Raw genomic sequence first — 24,762 nt, 5'->3', positions numbered from 1 at the left:
AATTAAACAGAGCGTTATTTATATATGAAATTTTAACTAAGTATCAATTTACATCCCAAACTAATTTTGTTTTCATATCATCAGGTCCTCCCAATCCTTTAACAGCTTCATAATAATTTTTTGAATTCTGTGTAGAAAGATGAGAAGGATAAGGAATACGAGTCGGTAGATCAGTGATATTATCGACTAAAGGAATAAAAGTATAGGTAGTTCCTTCGGGAGTTTTATTATACGCCGGAAGAGTATGCGATTGATTAGGTAATAATAAAGTTTTAGGATATCCGGTTCTTCTATATTCAGCCCATGCCTCATGAGGTTGCATATAAAGTGCAATATATTTTTGTGTTAGTACATTTTCTTCGTTTGCCGGCGGCAAAATGCTTAAAAAGGCTGTTTGTTCTGCAGCAGATACATTCCACTTATCAAGCGAAGCTTTTACACCACTTTCATAATGTGCTTGATCCCAATTATTTAATTCGGATAATATAAATTCAACTTCAGCATATTCCATAAGTACTTCACCTCTGTTAATATGTAAAACGTCATAACTAGGGAAAGAAATAGTGCTGGAGGTGAACACTTCAGATGCCATTTCGCTTTTAACACCATAAGGCATTCCTTCATAATCATCTAAATTAGTTGATGATATATATGTATTATTTTTTACATCGTCTATACTTGCTTTTTTAGGAGAGGAGAATTTATAAAGTCTTGGATCAGCAGAAAAATTACCTGTTTTTCCTTTTAATAATTCAATAAAAGTATTGGTTACTGCAAAATCAGTCCTATTTTTAACAAAATAAGCCATCCACATTGGATTAGCATCTGATGTAGTATTTCCATACGCAAATACTGCGTTATCATCATTAGATGTAAATACACCCATTGAAATCGCATCATTAGCTTCGGCTAATGCTTCAGGTAAAACGCTTTTTAAACGATTAGCTAATCTTAGGCGTAAAGAATTGGCAAATTTTTTCCATTTTATCGCATTACCTTCATACATGTGATCTCCTGTAGTGACTTTTTCAGAAGGATCAAGTTGGCCGGAAGCTTCTTTTAATTCTTTTAAAATGTCTTTATATATGGTTATTTGTGAAGCAAATTTTGGAGTTTTATATTTTTCAACCTGTAAAGCCTGAAAATCCGGATTGGATTGCCCTCCGTAAGACCAATATGGAACATTTCCGTAGGTATCTGTAAGTTGCATAAATAAATAACTTAACATTATTCTTGCGACAGCTATTTGATTACTTATAGCACCAAATTGCACATTGCTTATCGGATCGGCTTCTACTAATTCAATGGAGGTTTTAAGATTTTCTGCAGCGCGATAATAATCTTTCCATAAGTTTTGATTAGCTCCGTCTCTATACTGATATCGATCTTCTTCCGTATAATTTACCTGACACCAATACTGTATCCAAGGAAGAACCATTCTTCCGGATCCCCATTCATCTCGAGTGTTATCAATAAAATATCGGCTACCGTATCTAAAAGTAGTATAACCGGGAACCTTCTCCGGATTGTTGGGATTGGTATTGATGTTTTCAAAATCATTGTCGCAAGATACAGTGGCAGATAGAAAAATTAGAGAAGCTATATAAATGATTATTTTTTTCATATTGAATATTTTAATTTAGAACTTAACTTGCACATTAACTCCAAATGATCTAGTAGTAGGCATAGATCCTCCTTCAATTCCTGAAGCATTTCCACTACCATAATTAGCAACCTCAGGATCCATGGATTTCCAATCTAATCCCCATACAAATAAATTTCTTGCAAAGGCAGAAAATGTTATGGAATTAATAAAATCTCCTAAATATTGAGAGGGAAGAGAATAAGCTATTGACAATTCGCGCAGTTTGATGTAATCCGCGTCGAATACATTTTGTGCACTAGGTCCACTAAAAAAATGCTTAGAATATTCTGTTGCCGAAACTCTAATATCATTAGGTTTTCCATTTTCTTTAACGCCGTCTACGATAATACCGTTTTCTCTAATTCCATTTGCAGCAGTTTCAGGTAATATTCCGGAGCTCATACCCCACATATGAGTAGTTGAAAAATATTTACCGCCTTTTTGCCAATCAATTTGAAATCCTAAATTCCAATTTTTGTAAGTGAAGGAATTTCTAAAGCTCATGTTAAAATCGGGAAGTATTGATCCTAAGGGTACGTTTTTATCGGTTTTCAGATATAACCCATTACTACCCACTACTTTTTTTCCATCTTTATAAACAAAGTCTGTCCCGTAAATTTGTCCGTATCTATACCCGGGTAGTGCAACGACAAAAGCATTAAATGGAGCTTTAGCTATGGTTAGTGAACTTAAATCCTCACTCAAAGATTTGATTTCATTATCAGATTTTGAAAAATTATAATTAAAATCCCATCTAAAATTCTCTTGTCTAATTGGAACTATATTCAATGAAACTTCTATTCCTTTATTAACTAATTTTCCGGCATTCATCATTGCATATTTGAAACCGGCAGAACCGTCTAAAGGTACTTTAGTTATTAAGTCTTTGGTGGTAGTTTGATATAATGAAATATCCCCATTTAATCTTCTTTGGAACATTTGAAACTCAACCCCTAATTCAAAAGATTCCAATTTTTCGGGTTTTAATTTATCTGTTTTAGCAACAGTTGTTAACCAAAACCAAGGATCTTTTAAATACAAGCTGCCATAATTCGGATCCTCATCCTCATCTATATTGTAAAATGTATTGATGAGTTGATAAGGATCAGTATCATTTCTAACTTCAGAATATCCGCCTCTAATTTTTAAAAATTCCAACCAATTGCTGGTAAGATATCTAGTAACTACAAAACTGGTTGCCACCGATGGATAGAAAAAAGAATTGTTTTTAGAAGGTAATGAAGAAGACCAGTCATTTCTACCGGTAGTTTCTAAGAATACAAAATTGTCATATCCTAAACTAAATGAATAAAACAAACTGTTTACTCTTTTCTTCTCTTTTTCATTCATAACTAAAGACGGCTCTAATGAATTATTTAGATTATACCAGTCTCTTATAATTAGTCCTCCTTTAGTTTTTCCATTCATTCTTCTATATGTGTATTCCCTTCGGTTAGTTCCGGCAAAAGAATTAAGTGAAAAGTTCCCTATATTTTTGTCATAATGTAAAGTTGCTTCATAATTTAGATCAGTATATTTCCTCTCTGAAATTTTAAATTGAGAAAGAGCATGTGATCCAACAGCTGTTCTGTTTTCTGTATGAAGAGTATAGGTATCAAGCATTACCTTTCCATTTACATACATATCTTTTGTTATGTTATAAATTAATCCGGCAGTACCATATAAACGATCTCTGTTATCTTTATTGGTATTTTTATTTATTGTCCAATAGGGATTATCCGAATAAGCTGGTTTTGGATTATCCCAAGATTCTCTGTTCCAAGTTCTTTGAGTACCGTCTGCTAACTCATATTTTTGTAGATCATTATAGTCTAATGAGGTTTGACCAAAATGAAACATTTTTTGAATAATGTTGTTATTGTCATATCCCACTTCTGGTCTGTTGAAACCTCTTGTAGAAGTATAAGCTGCAGAAGCATTTATTTTTAAATCATCAGATAATTTAGAATTCAGATTCATGGATAATGAATTTTTGGTTAAGTCTGAATTTGGAGTTATTCCTGATGATTTAGTATTATTATATCCCACTCTGATATTAGTATTTTCAACACTTCTGCTAAAAGAAATACCATTATTGTATGTTACACCGGTTTTGAAAAATTTCTTGTAATCATTTTTAGGATATATCCACGGTTTTGCAACTAAATAATCATTTGAAAATTCTGGATCGAATGCATTCCAATGTAAGACTTTAACATTCGGATCGTATTTTGGCCCCCAAGATTCGTCGGTTCTATAGTCAACCACCAGGTAATCCACACCATTAATATTTTTTGTTGCAAATGTTTTGCTTCCGCCACCACCATATAATTTTTGTTGATGAGGCATTTTGTAAACTTTGTCAAATACAACACCTGAATTAAAGACAATCTCAGTTTTACCTCTTTTTGCTTTTTTTGTGGTAATCATTATAGCTCCATTCATGGCTCTGGATCCGTATAATGCCGCGGCAGTAGCTCCTTTAAGCACGGAAATATTTGCTATATCGTCGGGATTAATATCACCGAATGAATCTCCATAATCAATACCACCGGCTCCTCGTTCAGTGTTTTTATCATTAATATTTTGATCAATTAAAGGAATACCGTCTACAACAATAAGAGGTTTATTGGATTGAGATAGAGACCTCATTCCTCTTAATCTGATTTGTGTTGAACCTCCCATGGTTCCACTATTATTAACGATTTGCAATCCCGAAACTTTTCCCGAAAGTGAATTAATTGGATTACTTTCCCTGGTAATGGAAAGATCGTCGCCATTTACTGATTGAGTCGCATAACCCAACGACTTTTTTTCTCTTGTGATACCTAAAGCAGTTACCACGACTCCTTCAATTACTGTTTCCTTTTTTTCAGCAGGTTCTTTGCTTTCTGTAACTGGAGACTGTAGAACCACATCATAGAAACTTTGATCATTAACAATAAAACTTGCAGTTTCGTCATCAAATGATAAAATTTCGATGGTTTGTCCGGGTTCAGCATCAATTGAAAAATTTCCTGAGTCGTCAGTATACGTTTTTTTGGTAGATCCTTGTATCGTAACAGAAACATCAGCTTGTGGCTGACCGTCACTCCCAAGAACTTTCCCGCTAATCGTTTTCATCTGAGCCCAGGCAAAAGCCGAACCCAAGAAGATAAACGAAAATCCTAAGAAAATTCGGTTTACTCTCATATCTAATACATTAATTTATCGTTTCAAATATATAATATATTTTTTAATTATCGTAAAATAATTGTTAAATAATTACATAATTCACAAATTAATTCCTTTATTTAGTTGTCTATATTATAAAAATATCGGCCTTTTATGATGTAAACTATTAAACCATTAACAAAAAAAGCCAAGGGTTTACCTCGGCTTCATTATTATTATAAATAATTTGTTGACTTTTAGATTATTTAAGCTTGACCTTTAGGACCAAAATTTAAATGATAGGTATCATCTTTAACTGCACCAAATTGTTGTTCGAATTTTTGAATATTATCAGTTAAAGCTGTTAATAATCGTTTCGCATGTTCAGGAGTTAAAATAATTCTTGATTTAACTTTAGCCTTAGGGACCCCCGGCATTATTTGTATAAAATCTACTACGAACTCAGTCGGAGAATGATTTATTAATGCCAAATTTGAAAATACCCCGGAAGCTACCTCATCCGTCAATTCAATATTTAAGTCTTGTTGATTCTGATTTTGATTTTCCATTTCGAATTAGTTTTTGGTTAAATTTTTTCGGTTATCATTTCCTCAAATTCCTTATTCGAACCTACAACTACGTGTTGATATTCAGTTAAACCTGTACCGGCAGGGATTCTGTGTCCTACAATTACATTTTCTTTCAATCCGTTTAAGTAATCAACTTTACCGGCAACAGCAGCTTCATTTAAAACTTTAGTTGTTTCTTGGAAAGATGCTGCAGAGATAAATGATTTGGTTTGTAAAGAAGCTCTTGTAATACCTTGTAGTACAGGACTGGCAGTAGCCGGAAGCGCTTCTCTTGCTTCAACCAATTTCTTATCTTCACGTTTCAATTTAGAATTTTCATCACGAAGTTCTCTTGAAGTAATGATTTGTCCGGCTTTTAATTCCAAACTGTCTCCGGGATCAGTAATAACTTTCATTCCGAAAATACGATCATTTTCCTCAATAAAGTCAATTTTATGTTCAAGATTACCTTCTAAGAATTTAGTATCACCGCAATCAACAATTTCTACTTTAGTCATCATTTGACGAACAATAATTTCGAAATGTTTATCATCGATTTTTACCCCTTGTAATCGGTATACTTCTTGAATTTCATTTACTAAATATTCCTGAACGGCAGTAGGCCCTTTGATGTTAAGAATATCGTTAGGAGTTATAGCTCCATCAGATAAGGCATCTCCAGCATGAACGAAGTCATTTTCCTGTACAAGAATCTGATTAGATAATTTAACCAAATATCTTTTAATTTCACCGGTTTTAGACTCTATAACTATTTCTCGATTACCTCTCTTAATTTTACCGTAACTAACTACACCGTCAATTTCTGAAACAACAGCCGGATTGGAAGGATTTCGTGCTTCAAAAAGCTCGGTAACACGCGGTAAACCACCTGTAATATCCCCGGCTTTAGCTGATCTTCTTGGTATCTTTACTAAGATTCTTCCTGCCTTAATTTTTTCACCATCATTTACGATAAGGTGTGCACCAACCGGTAAGTTAATTGATTTTAACTCATTCCCTTTAGTATCTAATATTTTTAAGGTAGGAATTAATTTTTTATTTCTAGATTCTGAAATTACTTTTTCTTCAAATCCGGTTTGTTCGTCTATTTCTAGTTGATAAGTGGAACCTTGCTCAATTTGTTCGTATTCGATCTTACCGGCAGTTTCAGAAAGTATAATTGCATTATACGGATCCCATTTACAAATGATATCTCCTTTCTTAACTTCATCACCTGATTCAACTAATAAAGTAGAACCATACGGAATGTTGGTAAGCATTTGAATGTTTCCTTCCGCATTTAATAATTTAAATTCTGTGGAACGAGAAACAACGATTGAAACTTTATTTCCGTTTTCGTCTTCACTTTCAACAGTTCTAATATCATCAAATTCAACTTTTCCGTCTCTTTTAGCAACAATGCTGCTAACTTCTGCAACGTTTCCTGCAGTACCTCCCACGTGGAAGGTTCTTAAGGTAAGCTGTGTACCCGGTTCACCGATAGATTGAGCTGCAATAACTCCAACCGCTTCCCCTTTGTTGATTAATTTATTAGTTGAAAGGTTTACACCATAACATTTAGCACAAATACCTTTTTTAGATTCACAAGTTAAAGGCGAACGAACTTCCACTGATTCAATTCCGGATTGTTGAATTAATTTAGCTATTTCGGAAGTTATCATTTGATCTGCTTCAATTAATAGCTCATCTGTATCAGGATGGTATACATCATGAAGAGATACACGTCCTAAAATTCTTTCAGATAATGGTTCAACAATTTCGTCATTTTTCTTCAACGGAGAAATTTCGATACCTCTTAAAGTTCCACAATCTTGTTCATTAATAATAACATCTTGTGCCACATCCACTAAACGACGAGTCAAATAACCTGCGTCAGCGGTTTTTAATGCGGTATCTGCAAGACCTTTACGAGCCCCGTGAGTAGAAATAAAGTACTCAAGGATGGAAAGTCCTTCGCGGAAATTAGAGATAATAGGGTTTTCAATAATTTCACCTCCGGAAGATCCCGCTTTTTGAGGTTTTGCCATCAATCCACGCATACCTGCTAACTGACGAATCTGTTCTTTAGATCCCCGTGCACCGGAGTCAAGCATCATATATACAGAGTTGAATCCACCTTTGTCGGTTTTCATTCGTTGCATGATTAAATCTGTTAATCGTGCATTGGTATTAGTCCAAACATCAATTACCTGATTATATCTTTCATTATTGGTAATTAATCCCATATTATAGTTAGCTCTGATCCCATCCACTTGTTCATTCGCTTCCTGAATCATGATTTTCTTTTCTTCAGGAGTTTTAATATCACCTAAGCTAAATGATAATCCACCTTTAAATGCAGTAGCATATCCTAAAGTTTTCATATCATCCAAAAACTTAGCTGTGGTAGGGAAATCAGTTCTTTGTAATATGGTACCGATAATGTTACGTAATGATTTTTTAGTCAATACTTCATTGATGAAACCTACTTTTTTAGGTACGATTTTGTTAAATAACACACGCCCTACAGTAGTTTCAATCATTTTTTCAACTAATTCTTCACCTTCTACAACTGTTGCTTTTACTTTAATGATAGCATTTAAATCTACTGCTTTTTCATTATAAGCAATGTCTACCTCTTCAGAAGAATAGAAAATAGATCCGTGTCCTTTAACTTTAATTTCGTCCGTAGGTGTTAATGGTTTAGTCATATAATATAATCCTAAAACCATATCTTGTGAAGGTACTTGAATAGGAGATCCGTTAGCCGGATTTAAAATGTTTTGAGAAGCCAACATCAATAATTGAGCTTCCAAAATAGCTTCCGGTCCTAAAGGTAAATGCACCGCCATTTGGTCACCGTCAAAGTCTGCATTAAACGCAGTACAAACTAACGGGTGAAGACGAATAGCTTTTCCTTCAATCATTCTAGGTTGAAATGCTTGAATACCTAAACGGTGAAGAGTAGGGGCACGGTTCAACAATACCGGATGTCCTTTCATTACATTTTCCAGGATATCGTAAACTACCGGCTCTTTTCTTTCAATAATTCTCTTGGCAGATTTTACAGTTTTTACAATTCCTCTTTCAATTAACTTACGAATGATAAAAGGTTTATAAAGCTCTGCAGCCATATCTTTAGGAAGTCCGCACTCATGAAGTTGAAGGGAAGGACCTACAACAATTACTGAACGAGCAGAATAATCCACACGTTTACCTAATAAGTTTTGACGGAAACGTCCTTGTTTTCCTTTTAAGGAATCAGACAGAGATTTTAAAGGTCTGTTAGATTCAGATTTAACCGCAGATGATTTTCTGGTATTATCAAATAAAGAATCAACAGCTTCCTGAAGCATACGCTTTTCATTACGTAAAATTACTTCAGGGGCTTTAATTTCAATTAATCGTTTTAAACGATTGTTTCTGATAATAACTCTACGATATAAATCATTTAAGTCAGAAGTAGCAAAACGCCCTCCATCTAAGGGAACTAACGGACGTAAGTCCGGTGGAATTACAGGTATCACTCTCATGATCATCCATTCCGGTCTGTTAATGCGACCATTGGAATTAGCATCTCTGAAAGATTCAACTACTTGTAATCGTTTTAACGCTTCTGTTCTTCTTTGTTTGGAAGATTCATTATTGGCTTTATGTCTTAATTCATAAGATAAAGCATCTAAATCTGTTCTCTTTAAAAGTTCTTCCAAACATTCTGCTCCCATTTTGGCAACAAATTTATTCGGATCAGAATCATCTAAATATTGATTTTCAATAGGAAGAGTTTCTAATATATCTAAATATTCTTCTTCCGTTAAAAATTCAAGATGTTCTAATTCTTCACCATTTAATTTTTTAGCTATTCCGGCTTGAATTACTACAAAACGTTCGTTGTAGATAATCATATCCAGTTTTTTGGATGGAATACCTAACAAATATCCAATTTTATTGGGTAAAGAACGGAAATACCAGATATGTGCCACAGGCACTACCAAGTTGATATGTCCGATTCTTTCACGTCTAACTTTTTTTTCCGTTACTTCAACTCCACATCGATCACAAACAATTCCTTTGTAACGTATTCTTTTATATTTCCCACAAGCACATTCGTAGTCCTTTACCGGACCGAATATTCTTTCACAAAACAAACCGTCTCGTTCAGGTTTATGAGTCCGATAATTGATTGTTTCAGGTTTTAAAACCTCTCCTCTAGATTGTTGTAATATACTTTCCGGAGAAGCTAATCCGATTATAATTTTACTAAATTTGCTAGTTCTTTGTTTAACTGCCATTATTTTGTAATCAATTAAATTGAAAAAAATTTAAATTTATTAAGAGTTAAGAAAGAAATATTTATTCTTCCAATCTTACATCCAACCCTAAACCTTGTAATTCATGTAAGAATACATTAAATGATTCAGGTATACCCGGTTCCGGCATTGGTTCACCTTTAACAATTGATTCATAGGCTTTAGCTCTACCTATTACATCATCAGATTTAATTGTTATAATTTCTCTTAGAATGTTTGATGCTCCGAAAGCTTCTAAAGCCCAAACCTCCATTTCTCCGAATCTCTGACCTCCAAATTGAGCTTTACCTCCTAATGGTTGCTGAGTAATTAATGAGTATGGTCCGATTGAACGTGCGTGCATTTTGTCATCAACCATATGTCCTAATTTCAACATATAGATAACTCCCACAGTTGCTTTTTGCTCAAAACGTTCTCCGGTTCCTCCATCATATAAATAAGTAGTTCCCCATTGTGGTACTCCTGCTTCTTTTGTAAGTTCATCGATTTGCTCGGAAGTAGCTCCATCGAAGATAGGAGTTGCGAATTTTTTACCTAATTTTTTACCGCACCATCCTAAAATTGTTTCGTAAATCTGTCCAATGTTCATACGGGAAGGTACCCCTAATGGGTTAAGGACAATATCTACCGGTGTTCCGTCTTCTAGGAATGGCATATCTTCATCACGTACTATTCTAGCAACAATACCTTTGTTACCGTGACGACCTGCCATTTTATCTCCAACATTTAGTTTACGTTTTTTAGCAATATAAACTTTTGCTAATTTAACGATACCGGCCGGTAATTCATCTCCAACAGAAATAGTATGTCTTTCTCTATTTAGAGAACCTAGTAAATCGTTATGTTTTATTTTATAGTTGTGAAGCAATTCTTTAATAGAATTGTTTTTGTTATCATCTAAAGTCCAATTTTCTCCGGCTAAATTAAAATAGTCATCAATACTAGATAAAAGCTTTTGAGTGAATTTAACTCCTTTTGGTATTACTTCTTCATTTAAATCATTATAGATTCCTTGAGAAGTTTTACCATTTAGAAGGACATATAATTTCTCTAATAGTTGATTTTTTAAATCATTAAGCTTTACTTTAAATTCAGATTCTAGTTGTTCAATTTTTAATTTTTCGTCTCCTCTTTTACGTTTGTCTTTAATGTTACGTGTAAATAATTTTTTATTAATTACCACACCTTTTAAAGAAGGTTCTGCTTTTAGAGAAGCATCTTTTACATCTCCGGCTTTATCCCCGAATATGGCACGAAGTAATTTTTCTTCTGAAGTTGGGTCAGATTCTCCTTTAGGAGTAATTTTTCCTACTAAAATATCTCCGGGTTTGACTTCTGCTCCAATACGGATCATCCCGTTTTCATCAAGGTCTTTAGTAGCTTCTTCACTTACGTTTGGAATATCCGGTGTAAGTTCTTCCATACCTAATTTGGTATCACGAACTTCTAAAGAATATTCGTCTACGTGAATAGAAGTAAACCAGTCTTCGCTAACTGCTCTTTGATTAATAACAATCGCATCCTCAAAGTTATATCCTTTCCAAGGCATGAAAGCTACTAGAAGGTTTCTACCTAAAGCAAGTTCTCCATCTTCGGTAGCATAACCTTCAGTTAAAACTTGACCTTTAGAAACTCTATCACCTGCTTTAACGATAGGTTTAAGCGTTATAGAAGTACTTTGATTGGTTTTTCTGAATTTCGTTAATTTATATGTTTTACTTGCAGAATCAAAGCTAACTAATTCTTCTTCTTCGGTTCTGTCGTATTTAATAGTAATAATGTTAGCATCCACATATTCTACTATTCCTTCACCTTCTGCATTAATTAAAATACGCGAATCTTTAGCAACTTGAAATTCTAAACCGGTTCCTACAATTGGAGCTTGAGGTTTCAATAAGGGTACTGCTTGACGCATCATGTTTGAACCCATCAAAGCACGGTTCGCATCATCGTGCTCAAGGAAAGGAATTAATGAAGCGGAAATACCTGTAATTTGATTAGGTGCAACATCCATCAGATCCACCTTATCAGGTTCAACAACCGGATAATCAGCTTCCTCTCTGGCAACAATTCTCTCATCAAGAATTTTACCGTCGCTGTCCATATTGATGTTCGCTTGAGCAATAATTTTTCCTTCTTCCTCTTCAGCAGTTAAATATTGAGGCTCGGATTCTAAATCTACTTTACCGTCAACAACTTTTCTGTATGGGGTTTCCATAAATCCTAAGTCATTGATTCTAGCGTAACAGCCTAAAGAAGATATTAAACCGATGTTCGGTCCTTCCGGAGTTTCGATAGGACAAATTCTACCGTAGTGAGTGTAGTGTACGTCTCGCACTTCAAATCCGGCTCTTTCTCTTGATAAACCACCGGGACCTAATGCAGACATACGTCTTTTATGGGTAACCTCAGATAGTGGATTGGTTTGATCCATAAATTGAGATAACTGATTTGTTCCAAAGAAAGAGTTGATAACTGAAGTTAAAGTTTTAGCATTGATCAAGTCAATAGGAGTGAACACTTCATTATCACGAACGTTCATTCTTTCTTTAATGGTTCGAGCCATACGAGCTAAACCTACACCAAATTGACCGGCTAATTGTTCACCAACAGTTTTAACACGACGATTAGATAAGTGATCGATATCATCAACTTCAGCTTTTGAGTTGATTAATTCAATTAAATATTTAACAATTGCGATAATATCGTCTTTTGTTAAAACTTGAATATCTTCTGATATATTTAATCCTAACTTTTTATTAATACGATAACGACCTACTTCACCTAAAGAATATCGAGCATCAGAGAAGAATAATTTATCGATAATTCCTCTAGCCGTTTCTTCATCAGGTGGTTCAGCATTACGTAATTGACGATAGATATATTCTACAGCTTCTTTTTCGGAATTGGTAGAGTCTTTTTGTAATGTGTTGTGAATTATTGAGAATTCATTACTGTTTTCTTTATGAACTAAAATAGTTTTAATTCCGGAATCTATGATTAAATCAAGATGTTCCTTTTCTAAAACAGTTTCACGGTCAAGGATAATTTCATTTCTTTCAATAGAAACCACCTCACCGGTGTCTTCATCAACAAAGTCCTCGAACCAAGTATTTAAAACCCTTGCAGCTAGAGTCCTTCCTAACATCTTTTTTAGGTTGGATTTATTAATTTTTACTTCTTCTGCAAGATCAAATATTTCTAATATATCTTTATCACTTTGATAACCGATTGCACGAAGCAAGGTTGTCATCGGAAGTTTTTTCTTTCTGTCAATGTAAGCATACATCACGCCATTGATATCGGTAGCAAATTCCATCCAAGATCCTTTAAATGGAATAATTCTGGAAGAATATAATTTAGCACCGTTGGCATGATAAGATTGTCCAAAAAATACACCAGGTGAACGATGTAATTGGGATACCATAACTCTTTCAGCACCGTTTATAATAAACGAACCGCTTGGTGTCATATAAGGAATAGGCCCTAAATATACATCTTGAACTACAGTTTCAAAATCTTCATGTTCGGGGTCGGTACAATATAATTTAAGACGTGCTTTAAGTGGTACACTATAAGTTAATCCTCTTTCAATGCATTCTTCAATAGAGTATTTTGGAGGATCAACAAAATAATCTAAAAATTCTAAAACGAACTGATTCCTAGTATCGGAAATAGGGAAATTTTCAGTAAACGTTTTAAAAAGTCCTTCGTTTTTTCTTTGATCAGGACGGGTTTCTAATTGAAAAAAATCCTGAAATGATTTAACCTGTATATCCAGGAAATCAGGAAATTCAATTTGTCCTTTAGAGTGAGAGAAACTAAATCTCTTAGGGTTTTGAGTTTTTGACGCCAATGATTTACTCATATGATATATTAAAATCTTTAAAACACAAATAGGCTTAGACCTTACCAATGTTAAATTGGAGGCCTAAACCTTTATTTTTAGGTAGAATGAATTATTTCAATTCAACTTCAGCTCCAGCTTCTTCAAGCTGTTTTTTAAGACTTTCTGCTTCGTCTTTAGCTACTCCTTCTTTAATTGGAGTAGGAGCTCCATCTACAGCATCTTTAGCTTCTTTTAGACCTTTACCTGTAAGATCTTTAACTAATTTAACAACAGCTAATTTGTTAGCTCCTGCAGCTTTAAGAATAACATCGAATTCTGTTTTTTCTTCAGCAGCACCAGCATCAGCACCAGCAACAGGTGCAGCCATAGCTACAGCAGCAGCAGCAGGTTCAATACCGTATTCTTCTTTTAATATTTCAGCTAATTCATTAACTTCTTTTACTGTTAAATTTACTAGAGTTTCAGCTAATTGTTTTAAATCTGCCATTTTTAATTTTGTTTTAATTTTTGTTTAACAACTATTTATTATGAGTGTGAAATTATTCTTCTTTTTCAGATAAGGTTTTAACCAAACCGGCAATGGTATTTCCACCGGATTTAAGGGCAGAAACAACATTTTTAATTGGAGATTGAAGTAATCCAATAATTTCTCCAATAAGCTCTTCTCTGGATTTAAGATTTGCCAATGTTTCTAATTGAGCATCTCCTACAAATACTGCAGAATCAATCCAAGCAGCTTTTAATAATGGTTTTTCGGTTTTCTTTCTGAAATTTTGTATTAATTTAGCCGGAGCATTTCCTTTTTCTGAAATGAAAATAGTAGAGTTTCCTTTTAGACTTTCAAAAACACCTGAAAAATCTTTATCTTCTACATTTTCCATTGCTTTTCTAAGAAGGGTGTTTTTAACAACTTTCATTGAAATTTCACCTTTGAAACAAGCTCTTCTTAGTTCTGAAGTCTGTTGTGCATTTAATCCATCAGTATCAGCTATATATAATACATTTGTACTTTCAAGTACTTCCTGTAATTCTTTAATTACCTCTGTTTTTTCTTGTTTTGTCATGTTTTGGTAAAATTAAAATTAGTTAATACCTTTAGGATCAATAGCAATACCCGGACTCATAGTAGAGGATAGGTATATACTTTTCACATAAACTCCTTTTGCTGCCTGAGGTTTTAATTTTATTAAAGTAGAAATAATTTCTTGTGCATTCTCTTGAATATTTTTTGCATCGAAAGATACTTTACCTATTGCAGCATGTACAATTCCGTATTTATCTACTTTAAAATCTATTTTACCTGCTTTCACTTCTGAAATTGCTTTTCCTATTTCAGTGGTAACTGTTCCGGTTTTAGGATTGGGCATTAATCCACGAGGACCTAAAACTCTTCCTAAAGGACCTAATTTACCCATTACTTGAGGTTGAGTAACAATTACATCAACATCTGTCCATCCATCTTTTATTTTTTGTAGATAATCATCCAAACCTACATAATCAGCACCTGCGTTTTTAGCTTCTTCTTCCTTATCGGGAGTAACTAAAGCTAAAACACGAGTTTCTTTACCTGTACCATGAGGTAAAGATACAACTCCACGCACCATTTGATTAGCCTTACGTGGATCTACTCCTAAACGTACAGCTATATCAACGGATGCATCAAATTTAGTATAATTAACTTCTTTAACTAAATTGGAAGCTTCCTCTAATGTATAAAGTTTTGATTTATCTACTTTAGCAACTACTGCTTTTTGTTTTTTCGTTAAAACTGCCATGATTCCTACAATTAATTATTAAAGGGATTTTGCCCAGTTACTCTAATACCCATAGATCTTGCTGTACCTGCAACCATACTAACTGCTGATTCTATAGTAAAGCAATTTAAATCTACCATTTTATCTTCAGCAATTTGTTGTACTTGGCTCCAAGTAACGGATGCTACCTTATCTCTGTTTGGTTCGCCGGAACCTTTTTTAGCTTTAGAAGCTGCTAAAAGTTGAACGGTTACAGGAGGAGTTTTAACTACAAAGTCAAAAGATTTATCCTCATATACAGTAATGATAACCGGTAATACTTGTCCTTGCTTTTCTTGTGTTCGGGCATTAAATTGTTTACAAAACTCCATAATGTTAACCCCGGCAGCACCTAATGCAGGTCCTACTGGTGGTGAAGGATTTGCTTGACCTCCTTTCACCTGGAGTTTTACCATTTTAAAAATTTTTTTTGCCATTTTAATTTTTACTTAAAAATGTTTTATTTATATCTGTGGAAGCAGCCTATATTTTTTCTACTTGAGAGAAACTTAATTCAATGGGGGTTTTTCTTCCGAAAATCAACACCATCACATCTAATTTTCTTTTCTCTTCATTTATTTTTTCGATGGTTCCATTAAAACCATTAAATGGTCCATCAATAACTTTCACGGTTTCACCAAATACAAAAGGAATGTTTACGGTATCTTCAGATTCTGATAATTCATCCATTTTACCGAACATTCTACTCACTTCGCTTCGTCTCATTGGAAGTGGATCTCCTCCTTTAGTAGCACTTAAAAAACTAATTACACCGGGAATATTCTTTATAGTATGTGGTAATTCACCAATTAAATTAGCTTCAACCATAACATAGCCGGGATAATAAACTTTTTCTTTACGAATTTTTTTTCCGTTTCTAATTTGTACTACTTTTTCCATAGGTACCACTACTTGGCCAAGATTTTTTTTAAGATGTTCGTATCTTAAAACTTCATTTTCAATATACATTTTCACCTTAGATTCTTGCCCACTGATCGTTTTCAGTACATACCATTTCATTTCATCCATCGCTTCCTAATATTAAGATTTTAATCCTATTAATATAGAATAAATATTCTGAAGCGCTTTAGCAAAAATCCAATCTACACCAAAGCAGAACATAGCCAAAATGATCGATGTAATCGCTACAACAGTTGTTGAGGATTGCAGATCGGACCATTTAGGCCACTCGACGTGATCTTTAAATTCTTCTATTGCGCCCTTTAAATACTTAATGAGTCCGTTCATTTATTATTATTTTGCGCGGGCGGAAAGATTCGAACTCACGACCTTTGGTTTTGGAGACCACTGCTCTACCAGCTGAGCTACACCCGCTTAAAAAAGAAAGAACTTTAAGTTCTTTCTTTTGTTATGATTTTATTTAAATTAATCTAAAATCTCAGTTACCTGACCTGCACCAACAGTTCTACCACCTTCACGGATAGCGAATCTTAAACCGTTGTTAAGTGCGATTGGTTGGTGTAATTCAACTGTAATAGTTAAGTTATCACCAGGCATTACCATTTCAGTTCCTTCCGGTAAAGTAATTGTACCGGTTACGTCAGTAGTTCTAACGTAGAATTGAGGACGATAGTTATTATGGAATGGAGTGTGACGTCCACCTTCTTCTTTAGTTAAGATATAAACCTCTGCTTTGAATTTTTTGTGAGGAGTGATTGAACCCGGTTTAGCGATAACCATACCACGACGGATATCAGTTTTTTCAATACCTCTTAATAATAATCCAACATTATCTCCGGCTTCACCTCTATCTAATATTTTTCTAAACATTTCAACTCCGGTTACAGTAGATGTTAATTTTTCATCTCCCATACCAACGATATCTACAGCTTCACCTGAGTTAATAACTCCGGCTTCAATACGTCCTGTAGCTACAGTTCCACGACCTGTAATAGAGAAAACGTCTTCGATTGGCATTAAGAATGGTTTATCTTGGTCACGAACCGGTAAATCAATCCAGTTATCAACTGCTGCCATTAATTCATCAACAGTAGCAACCCATTTTGGATCTCCGTTAAGTGCACCTAAAGCAGAACCTTGGATAACAGGAGTGTTATCTCCGTCATAATCGTAAGAAGATAATAATTCTCTTACTTCCATTTCAACTAAGTCTAATAATTCAGGATCGTCAACCATATCCACTTTGTTCATGAATACAACGATTTTAGGTACGTTTACCTGACGACATAACAAGATGTGCTCTCTTGTTTGAGGCATAGGTCCATCTGTTGCAGCAACTACTAGAATAGCTCCGTCCATTTGAGCAGCACCGGTAACCATGTTTTTTACATAGTCAGCATGCCCCGGACAGTCAACGTGTGCATAGTGACGGTTTTCTGTTTGATATTCTACGTGTGCAGTATTGATTGTGATCCCTCTTTCTTTTTCTTCAGGAGCTGCATCAATTTGAGAGAAATCTCTTTTTTCTGCTAACCCTTTTTCTGCTAATACTTTTGTAATAGCAGCTGTTAAAGTCGTTTTTCCGTGGTCTACGTGACCGATTGTACCTATATTAAGATGTGGTTTGGTACGCTGAAAAGTTTCTTTTGCCATGATAAATATGTTTGTTTATATTTCCAAAAATGAGTGCAAATATACTCAATTTTTTTTAAATAACAATAGCTTATAAAAAATAAATACTTTTTTATAAACAACTGTTTTGTAAATATGTCTTTAAGAAAGTTTAGGCTTATTAATAAAATTTGTGATTGTATGTTTGGATAATTGAGAGCCAATGACGGGAATTGAACCCGTGACCTCGTCCTTACCAAGGAAGCGCTCTACCTCTGAGCTACATCGGCTGTTAAAAAATTGAGCGGAAGACGAGGGTCGAACTCGCGACATTCAGCTTGGAAGGCTGACGCTCTACCAACTGAGCTACTTCCGCTTATTTTTTGATTACCTTTGTAATTCGGTTGCAAAGGTAGAAATTTTTTTTGAATTACAAAATTTTTTTTTTAATTTTTTTTGTGGGGAGAGGAGGATTCGAACCTCCGAAGGTAAAAACCAACAGATTTACAGTCTGTCCTCGTTGGCCGCTTGAGTATCTCCCCTTCAAAAACGAGCCGGTAGAGGGATTCGAACCCACGACCCCGAGATTACAAATCACGTGCTCTGGCCAACTGAGCTATACCGGCGTTAAATTTTTTATTTCAAAGAAAATATTTCGTTATTTTTCTAAGATCATTATCTTCGTCTAACGGATTGCAAAGGTAGATAAATTTTTAATATTTCCAAATTTTTATGAAAAAAAAATATGATTTTTTACCTACATTTTTTCTTTCCTTTTGAGTATCATCTTTTTAGCGGCTTCACAGGCTAAGTCAATACTTTCTTCAAATGTAGGGGATGTTTTTTTAGCTACTAATTCATCACCGGGAACTTCTAAAACGATTTCCGTAGTCTTATTTTCTTTATTTCCAACGTTTTCCAATTTTAGGAATATATTAGCATTGATAATTTTATCGTAATATTGATCTAATTTTAAAACTTTTTTATTTAAAAATGCCAATAGGGTGTCTTGTGCATTAAAATTTACTGCTTGTACGTTAATTTTCATCTTTTTTATTTTTAAGCCCAAAAGGATGGGACCGGTTGAATACTTTTTTTAAATCTTCTATAGTATTATGAGTATATACCTGTGTAGCTGCTAAACTACTGTGACCCAGTAATTCTTTAATGGAATTGATTTCGGCTCCGTTGTGTAAGAGATGACTTGCAAAAGTATGACGAAGCATATGCGGACTTTTTTTATCCTTAGTAGTTACCATGCTTACATATCTATGAATCAGGTTATATACATACTTTTCACTTAAAATTTTACCGTTTTTATTGGTAAATAGATATTCATAAGGTATACCAAAATTGATTTTATAGGCTAGAAATGCATTTATTTGCTCTGATAATTTTTGAGTTATAGGAATTAATCTTTCTTTATTTCTTTTTCCTGTAACTCTAATCGCGTGATTTTTTAAATCGATTGTTGAAGTTTTAAGTTGCAGGAGTTCCATTCTTCTGATACCTGTTTGATAAAATATCTCAAAAATGAGATGGTTTCTAAGAGTTTCAAAGGAATCCGAGTTATCTTTTCCTGCCTCACAAGAATTTATATAAGTTTCGATGGAATAAATTTCATCTTCAGTATAAGGAAGTAAAACTTTCTTCTTTTGTTTAAGATTTTTTAAGTGTAGGGTTGGACTTGTATCCAAATAGCCAATTTTAAGCAAAAATTTAAAAAAGCTTCTTATAGAAGAAATTTTTCTATTGATAGAATTTTCCGATAGATTTTTATTGGATAGATGAATAATGAAATTCCTTAGTTGTTTGGCTGTAGCTTGTTCTGCATCAGCAATGCTTTCAGATTCTAAAAGAAAGCTTTGAAGATCCAGCAAATCTCTTTCATAACTTTGTATGGTAAGAGAAGAGTAATGTTTCTCTAAGGTAAGGTATTCAAGAAATTTTTGTAACATATAAAAAGCCTGCTTTTCAAAATTAAAAATAATTTCGAAAAATAGGCTAATATTTTATAGAAAAAGTTTCTTATGCTTCTTCTTGACTTTGCAATCTTTGTTTGTAAGCTGCTCTAATTACCTGTTGTCTTTTAGTAACAGAAGGCTTAATAAACTGTTGTCTTTTTCTTAATTCTTTAACAACACCGGTTTTATCGTATTTTCTTTTATATTTTTTTAGAGCTTTATCAATAGACTCTCCATCTTTTACTGGAATAATTAACATAATAACATCTCTTTTTTGTTCTTCATTTATTTTCGAAGTGCAAATATATGAAGATAATTTGCAAACGCAAATTTATTTTTAATATCAACGAAAGATTCGGTTGAATTATTAGATATATTTTGTTTTTCCTGATAGAGGTATATAACAGTTATAGGGTAATATCTCATTTTTTATAGTAAATTTGAACGTTGAATATAAATATCTAACCAAGTATATATATGAAATCTCAAGAAGATGTTTTAAAAAAGGTAGTTGCCCATGCCAAGGAATATGGGTTTGTTTTTCCTTCCAGTGAAGTTTATGACGGATTATCAGCTATTTATGATTACGGTCAAAATGGTGTTGAATTAAAAAATAATATTAAACAGTATTGGTGGAAAGCAATGGTGCAGTTGAATGAAAATATTTTGGGATTGGATTCTGCTATATTTATGCATCCTACTATTTGGAAAGCTTCCGGGCATGTAGATGCGTTTAATGATCCGTTAATTGACAATAAAGACAGTAAAAAGAGATTTCGTGCGGATGTTTTAGTGGAAGATTTTGCGGAGAAATTTGAAGATAAAGCCAAAAAAGAAATTGAAAAGGCAAGAAAACGATTCGGAGAAGCTTTTGATTTGGAACAGTTTGAGACTACCAATCCTAAAGTTTTAGAATATAGAAAGCAAAAAGCAGATATCTTACAAAGATTAGCTAAATCTTTGGAAACTAATTTAGCAGATACTAAAGCTTTAATCGAAGAACTTGAAATTGGTGATCCCGAAACAGGTTCTAAAAATTGGACAGAAGTTCGTCAGTTTAATTTAATGTTTGGGACAAAATTAGGCTCTACTGCTGATTCTGCTACCGATTTATATTTAAGACCTGAAACGGCACAAGGAATTTTTGTAAATTACCTAAATGTTCAAAAGACAGGAAGAAAAAAATTACCTTTTGGAATTGCGCAAATTGGTAAAGCGTTTAGAAATGAAATTGTGGCAAGACAATTCATTTTTAGGATGAGAGAGTTTGAACAGATGGAAATGCAATTTTTTGTTCCTCCGGGCACAGAACTGTCTTATTTTAAAGAATGGAAAGAAAAACGTTTAAATTGGCATTTAGCTTTAGGATTGGGTAAAGATAACTATAGATTTCACGATCATGAAAAGTTAGCCCATTATGCAAACGCTGCCACCGATATTGAATTTAATTTTCCATTCGGATTTAAAGAATTGGAAGGTATCCATTCCAGAACTGATTTTGATTTATCGGCACATGAAAAATATTCCGGTAAAAAACTTCAATATTTCGATCCGGAACAAAATAAAAGTTATGTTCCTTATGTAGTGGAAACATCTATTGGATTAGACCGAATGTTTTTAGCTCTTTTATCTAAATGTTTAAAAGACGAAACATTGGAAGATGGGTCATCAAGAGTTGTTTTAAGTTTGCCTCCTGCTTTAGCGCCTAATAAAGTTGCTATATTTCCATTACTTAAAAAAGATGGATTGCCGGAATATGCAGAAAAGATTTTCAATGATTTGAAATTTGATTATAATGTAATGTATGAAGATAAAGATGCCATTGGTAAACGATATAGAAGACAAGATGCTATCGGTACTCCTTATTGTATTACCGTTGACCATGACACGCTTTCCGATCATACTGTTACTATAAGAAACAGAGATACTATGAAACAGGAAAGAGTTTCAGTAGATTCCTTACGCACTATTTTAGGAGAGAATGTTGAATTAAAATCTCTTTTAAAGAAAATATAACCAAAATATGCTTCCGTTACTAACGGAGCATATACACTTATTCCTATCTTTACTAGTTACAATTATAAATTAATTTTATAATATAGGGAGATAGGAATATTTATTTATACGTATCTTATTCTTACTTATTAAATCACTAACATAAATTCGACGGATTTCATACATTTACAATTATGAAAGATTATACATATACTTATAAAATTTCAGCAGATGATTATCTTACTCATCAGCTTTTTAGTGCTTCGATGAATGAAATAGTAAAACAACAAAGGAAAAAAGGGCTACTTTTATGGACTTCTGCCTTTTTTGTACTTGCTGTAATTTTTGTTTTTTTAAAGAACTATGCATTAGCCGCTTATTTTGGAGTATTTGGAATTGGTTTTATATTTATTTATCCGATTTATTCTCGTTGGATATATAAAAGATTTTATAAACGTTTTGTTTATCGAAATTTTAATAAAACGCAATTAGAGACCATTGGACTTACTTTTTCAACGGATGATATAATCCTTTCCAACGGTGAAAATGAAGGAAAAATTCCTATTTCCAATATAGAACTAATCTATGAAATTCCCTCGCATTTTTTTATAAAATTAGACAGGGGAAGAAATATTATTATTCCAAAATCTCAAATTGAGGCTAAAGACTCACTTACTAAAACTCTTGCTGATTTAGCAGAATTAAAATCGATTCCGTATAAAAGAATGTTGGATTGGAAATGGAAATAATTTCGATTAAGACCTTTTACTGTTTAACTATGGTTAATACGTTATGTAAAGGTATAGGCTAAGTAATTTTAAATTTATAAAATTGTTTAGGTGAGATGTATAAATTGAATGTATATTTTTTATCTTTGAATTCCAACCTAGTAGAAAAATAAATCATGAGTAATTTCGATATAGTAATCATTGGATCGGGGCCTGGGGGGTATGTCTCAGCCATTCGTTGTGCACAATTAGGATTTAAAACCGCATTGGTGGAAAAATATTCCCATTTAGGAGGCACCTGTTTACATGTGGGATGTATTCCTTCTAAATCCTTGTTAGATGCTTCCGAGCTTTATGATAAAGCTTTACACCAATTTAAAGACTTCGGAATTGAAATTACTAAGCCAACGATTGATTTTAGCAGAATGATTCAACGGAAAAATGAAGTCGTTGAACAAACAAGTAAGGGAATCGATTATTTAATGGATAAAAATAAGATTACGGTTTTTCATGGTATGGGTACTTTTAAGTCTTCCAATCAATTGGAAGTTAAAGATGAGAAAGGAAATATAAAAAACCTGGAAGCTAGATATTTCATTATAGCCACCGGTTCTAAACCTGCAAACCTTCCGTTTGCTCCCGCAGATAAAGAACGTTTGATCACTTCAACAGAGGCATTAAATCTTAAAGAAATACCTAAGCATTTATTGGTTATCGGGGGAGGAGTTATCGGATTAGAACTAGGATCTGTATACAAAAGGTTGGGAGCAGAAGTGACCGTCATAGAATTTTTAGACCGGTTAATTCCTACTATGGATGGCGGTTTATCTAAGGAATTACTGAAAGTGTTAAAAAAACAAGGAATGAAATTTTCTTTATCCACTCAAGTTACCAAGATAGAACGTAAGGGAGATAAAATATTTGTTCAAGCAGTGGAAAAGAACGGTAAGGAAATCAGGTTTGAGGGTGATTATTGTTTAGTCGCTGTCGGAAGAAAACCCTATACTGAAAATCTTGGATTGGAAAAGGCAGGTATTGAATTGGATGATCAAGGAAGAATAAAAGTTAATGAACATTTGCAAACGAATATTCCGAATATTTATGCTATAGGAGATGTGGTTCGTGGACCTATGTTGGCACACAAGGCGGAAGAAGAAGGAGTTTTAGTTGCCGAACAGTTAGCAGGACAAAAACCTCATATAGATTATAATCTTATACCCGCTGTGGTATATACCTGGCCGGAAGTTGCGGGAGTAGGAAAAACAGAAGAACAATTATTAGAGGAGGGGCGTAGTTACAAAATAGGACAATTTCCCATTCGTGCTTTAGGAAGGGCTCGAGCCAGTGGCGATACGGACGGATTTGTAAAAATATTGGCTGATGAGGCAACCGATGAAGTATTGGGAATTCATATGATAGCCGCTCGTGCCGCCGATTTAATTGCGGATGCCGTGACTTTATTAGAATATCGAGCATCTGCTGAAGATATCGCTAGAATGAGCCATGCACATCCTACGTATGCTGAAGCCATAAAAGAGGCTGCCTTAGAAGCTACCGAAAAAAGAGCAATTCACAGTTAAAATAGTTATAACATTAGATTAAAAAAAACACTTTCAATATTTGAGAGTGTTTTTTTATTTTTAATCAATTCAGTTAAATAAAACATATGATTTGAAAAAAATCAGTAAAATAAAAAAAGAGATTTTAACACTAAAACCTCTTTAAACTTTTATCTAAATTGAAATCCTTTATTTATTCAATAACTTTTCCAATAATTCATCTTTTTCTTTCAGCATGCGCTCATATAAAGCCTCCTTTTCGTTATAGAGCTCTACAATTTTATCAATAGGATTGAAAGTACAATTTATTGGATTATTTAAAAATGAACTTTCTACTTTATCATTAAAAGTGTTGATATAATTAAAAGTAGCTTCATCATTCATGTTTTTAATAGCATCAATCGGAACATTAAGAGTTTTGGCTACTTTTTTTAGTGTAGAATCATCGATAAATTCTTTTTGCTCAAGTTCAGAAACGGATTGTTGGGTAATATCCAAATCAATAGCGATCGCCTCTTGTTTTATTCCTAACATTTCGCGCAATCGTTTGATATTTCTACCATGATGTGTTTTTTGAGGAGCAATATCTAATTTCATTCTGTGTTACTATTTATTTATGTATACAAAAATACTAAAAATACGGCTAAAAGCGATGGATTTGTGA

At 33.6% G+C, this 24,762-nt stretch carries 19 protein-coding genes and 5 tRNA genes; 3 read left to right on the top strand and 21 right to left on the bottom strand.

Annotated features, from left to right (window positions below; all coding sequences use genetic code 11):
* Positions 1 to 43: 43 nt before the first annotated feature.
* From GFU93_RS02850 to rpsU, 20 genes are all read right to left on the bottom strand, one after another.
* Entirely contained in the window at positions 44 to 1,624 is a 1,581-nt protein-coding gene (locus GFU93_RS02850; RefSeq protein WP_160567056.1) for a SusD/RagB family nutrient-binding outer membrane lipoprotein, read from the bottom strand.
* A gap of 15 nt (positions 1,625 to 1,639) precedes the next feature.
* On the bottom strand, positions 1,640 to 4,837 hold the full coding sequence (locus GFU93_RS02845) for a SusC/RagA family TonB-linked outer membrane protein (RefSeq protein ID WP_160567053.1): 3,198 nt from the start codon (positions 4,835 to 4,837) through the stop codon (positions 1,640 to 1,642).
* 227 nt (positions 4,838 to 5,064) lie between these two features.
* Positions 5,065 to 5,367, bottom strand: coding sequence for a DUF3467 domain-containing protein (locus GFU93_RS02840; protein WP_105298070.1), 303 nt, complete (start codon positions 5,365 to 5,367; stop codon positions 5,065 to 5,067).
* 17 nt (positions 5,368 to 5,384) lie between these two features.
* Positions 5,385 to 9,659 carry a DNA-directed RNA polymerase subunit beta' gene (gene rpoC, locus GFU93_RS02835; RefSeq protein WP_160557118.1) on the bottom strand — a complete coding sequence of 1,425 codons (4,275 nt, stop codon included), beginning with the start codon at positions 9,657 to 9,659 and terminating at the stop codon, positions 5,385 to 5,387.
* Positions 9,660 to 9,720: 61 nt separating this feature from the next.
* Positions 9,721 to 13,545: a DNA-directed RNA polymerase subunit beta gene (gene rpoB, locus GFU93_RS02830; protein WP_160567050.1), complete on the bottom strand. Its 3,825-nt coding sequence runs from the start codon at positions 13,543 to 13,545 to the stop codon at positions 9,721 to 9,723.
* Positions 13,546 to 13,636: 91 nt separating this feature from the next.
* Positions 13,637 to 14,014 (bottom strand): 50S ribosomal protein L7/L12, encoded by a 378-nt coding sequence (gene rplL / locus GFU93_RS02825; RefSeq protein ID WP_105298067.1) that lies wholly within the window; start codon positions 14,012 to 14,014, stop codon positions 13,637 to 13,639.
* 52 nt (positions 14,015 to 14,066) lie between these two features.
* Complete coding sequence (gene rplJ / locus GFU93_RS02820; RefSeq protein ID WP_105298066.1) at positions 14,067 to 14,591, bottom strand: 50S ribosomal protein L10; 525 nt, start codon at positions 14,589 to 14,591, stop codon at positions 14,067 to 14,069.
* 18 nt (positions 14,592 to 14,609) lie between these two features.
* Positions 14,610 to 15,302, bottom strand: a complete 693-nt coding sequence (rplA, locus tag GFU93_RS02815) for a 50S ribosomal protein L1 (RefSeq protein WP_105298065.1) — start codon at positions 15,300 to 15,302, stop codon at positions 14,610 to 14,612.
* 11 nt (positions 15,303 to 15,313) lie between these two features.
* Complete coding sequence (gene rplK, locus GFU93_RS02810; RefSeq protein ID WP_105298064.1) at positions 15,314 to 15,757, bottom strand: 50S ribosomal protein L11; 444 nt, start codon at positions 15,755 to 15,757, stop codon at positions 15,314 to 15,316.
* A 46-nt stretch (positions 15,758 to 15,803) separates the two neighbouring features.
* The gene (nusG, locus tag GFU93_RS02805) at positions 15,804 to 16,349 is read right to left on the bottom strand and encodes a transcription termination/antitermination protein NusG (RefSeq protein WP_105298063.1); all 546 of its coding nucleotides are present in this window, start codon (positions 16,347 to 16,349) and stop codon (positions 15,804 to 15,806) included.
* Between the two features lie 12 nt (positions 16,350 to 16,361).
* The gene (secE, locus tag GFU93_RS02800) at positions 16,362 to 16,568 is read right to left on the bottom strand and encodes a preprotein translocase subunit SecE (protein ID WP_105298062.1); all 207 of its coding nucleotides are present in this window, start codon (positions 16,566 to 16,568) and stop codon (positions 16,362 to 16,364) included.
* A gap of 14 nt (positions 16,569 to 16,582) precedes the next feature.
* A tRNA-Trp gene (locus GFU93_RS02795) sits at positions 16,583 to 16,655 on the bottom strand.
* 51 nt (positions 16,656 to 16,706) lie between these two features.
* Positions 16,707 to 17,894: an elongation factor Tu gene (gene tuf, locus GFU93_RS02790; RefSeq protein WP_105298061.1), complete on the bottom strand. Its 1,188-nt coding sequence runs from the start codon at positions 17,892 to 17,894 to the stop codon at positions 16,707 to 16,709.
* 176 nt (positions 17,895 to 18,070) lie between these two features.
* Positions 18,071 to 18,142 (bottom strand) — tRNA-Thr (locus GFU93_RS02785).
* Between the two features lie 13 nt (positions 18,143 to 18,155).
* A tRNA-Gly gene (locus GFU93_RS02780) sits at positions 18,156 to 18,228 on the bottom strand.
* Between the two features lie 83 nt (positions 18,229 to 18,311).
* Positions 18,312 to 18,394, bottom strand: a tRNA-Tyr gene (locus tag GFU93_RS02775).
* 10 nt (positions 18,395 to 18,404) lie between these two features.
* Positions 18,405 to 18,478 (bottom strand) — tRNA-Thr (locus GFU93_RS02770).
* A 131-nt stretch (positions 18,479 to 18,609) separates the two neighbouring features.
* Positions 18,610 to 18,900 carry a ribosome hibernation-promoting factor, HPF/YfiA family gene (hpf, locus tag GFU93_RS02765; RefSeq protein ID WP_105298060.1) on the bottom strand — a complete coding sequence of 97 codons (291 nt, stop codon included), beginning with the start codon at positions 18,898 to 18,900 and terminating at the stop codon, positions 18,610 to 18,612.
* A complete protein-coding gene (locus GFU93_RS02760) occupies positions 18,890 to 19,810 on the bottom strand; it encodes a tyrosine-type recombinase/integrase (protein ID WP_160567047.1) in 921 nt (306 codons plus the stop codon). The genes hpf and GFU93_RS02760 overlap by 11 nt, the downstream gene beginning before the upstream one ends.
* Positions 19,811 to 19,880: 70 nt before the next feature.
* A complete protein-coding gene (rpsU, locus tag GFU93_RS02755; protein WP_055425292.1) occupies positions 19,881 to 20,075 on the bottom strand; it encodes a 30S ribosomal protein S21 in 195 nt (64 codons plus the stop codon).
* Between the two features lie 218 nt (positions 20,076 to 20,293).
* Between rpsU and GFU93_RS02750 the strand changes: the two genes are divergently transcribed.
* The 3 genes from GFU93_RS02750 to lpdA all read left to right on the top strand — a co-directional run bounded on the left by GFU93_RS02750 (position 20,294) and on the right by lpdA (position 24,119).
* Complete coding sequence (locus GFU93_RS02750) at positions 20,294 to 21,832, top strand: glycine--tRNA ligase (RefSeq protein ID WP_105298058.1); 1,539 nt, start codon at positions 20,294 to 20,296, stop codon at positions 21,830 to 21,832.
* Between the two features lie 173 nt (positions 21,833 to 22,005).
* Positions 22,006 to 22,560 (top strand): YcxB family protein, encoded by a 555-nt coding sequence (locus GFU93_RS02745; protein WP_160567044.1) that lies wholly within the window; start codon positions 22,006 to 22,008, stop codon positions 22,558 to 22,560.
* Positions 22,561 to 22,715: 155 nt separating this feature from the next.
* Complete coding sequence (gene lpdA, locus GFU93_RS02740; RefSeq protein ID WP_160567041.1) at positions 22,716 to 24,119, top strand: dihydrolipoyl dehydrogenase; 1,404 nt, start codon at positions 22,716 to 22,718, stop codon at positions 24,117 to 24,119.
* 168 nt (positions 24,120 to 24,287) lie between these two features.
* On the opposite strand, the gene GFU93_RS02735 is transcribed toward lpdA, so the two are convergent.
* Entirely contained in the window at positions 24,288 to 24,695 is a 408-nt protein-coding gene (locus tag GFU93_RS02735; protein WP_105298055.1) for a helix-turn-helix domain-containing protein, read from the bottom strand.
* Positions 24,696 to 24,762: the final 67 nt, after the last annotated feature.

Origin of the sequence: Apibacter sp. B3546, assembly GCF_009827885.1 — a bacterium.
In the GTDB taxonomy this organism is placed as follows: Bacteria; Bacteroidota; Bacteroidia; order Flavobacteriales; family Weeksellaceae; genus Apibacter.
This window is presented reverse-complemented; position numbering and strand designations above follow the sequence as displayed.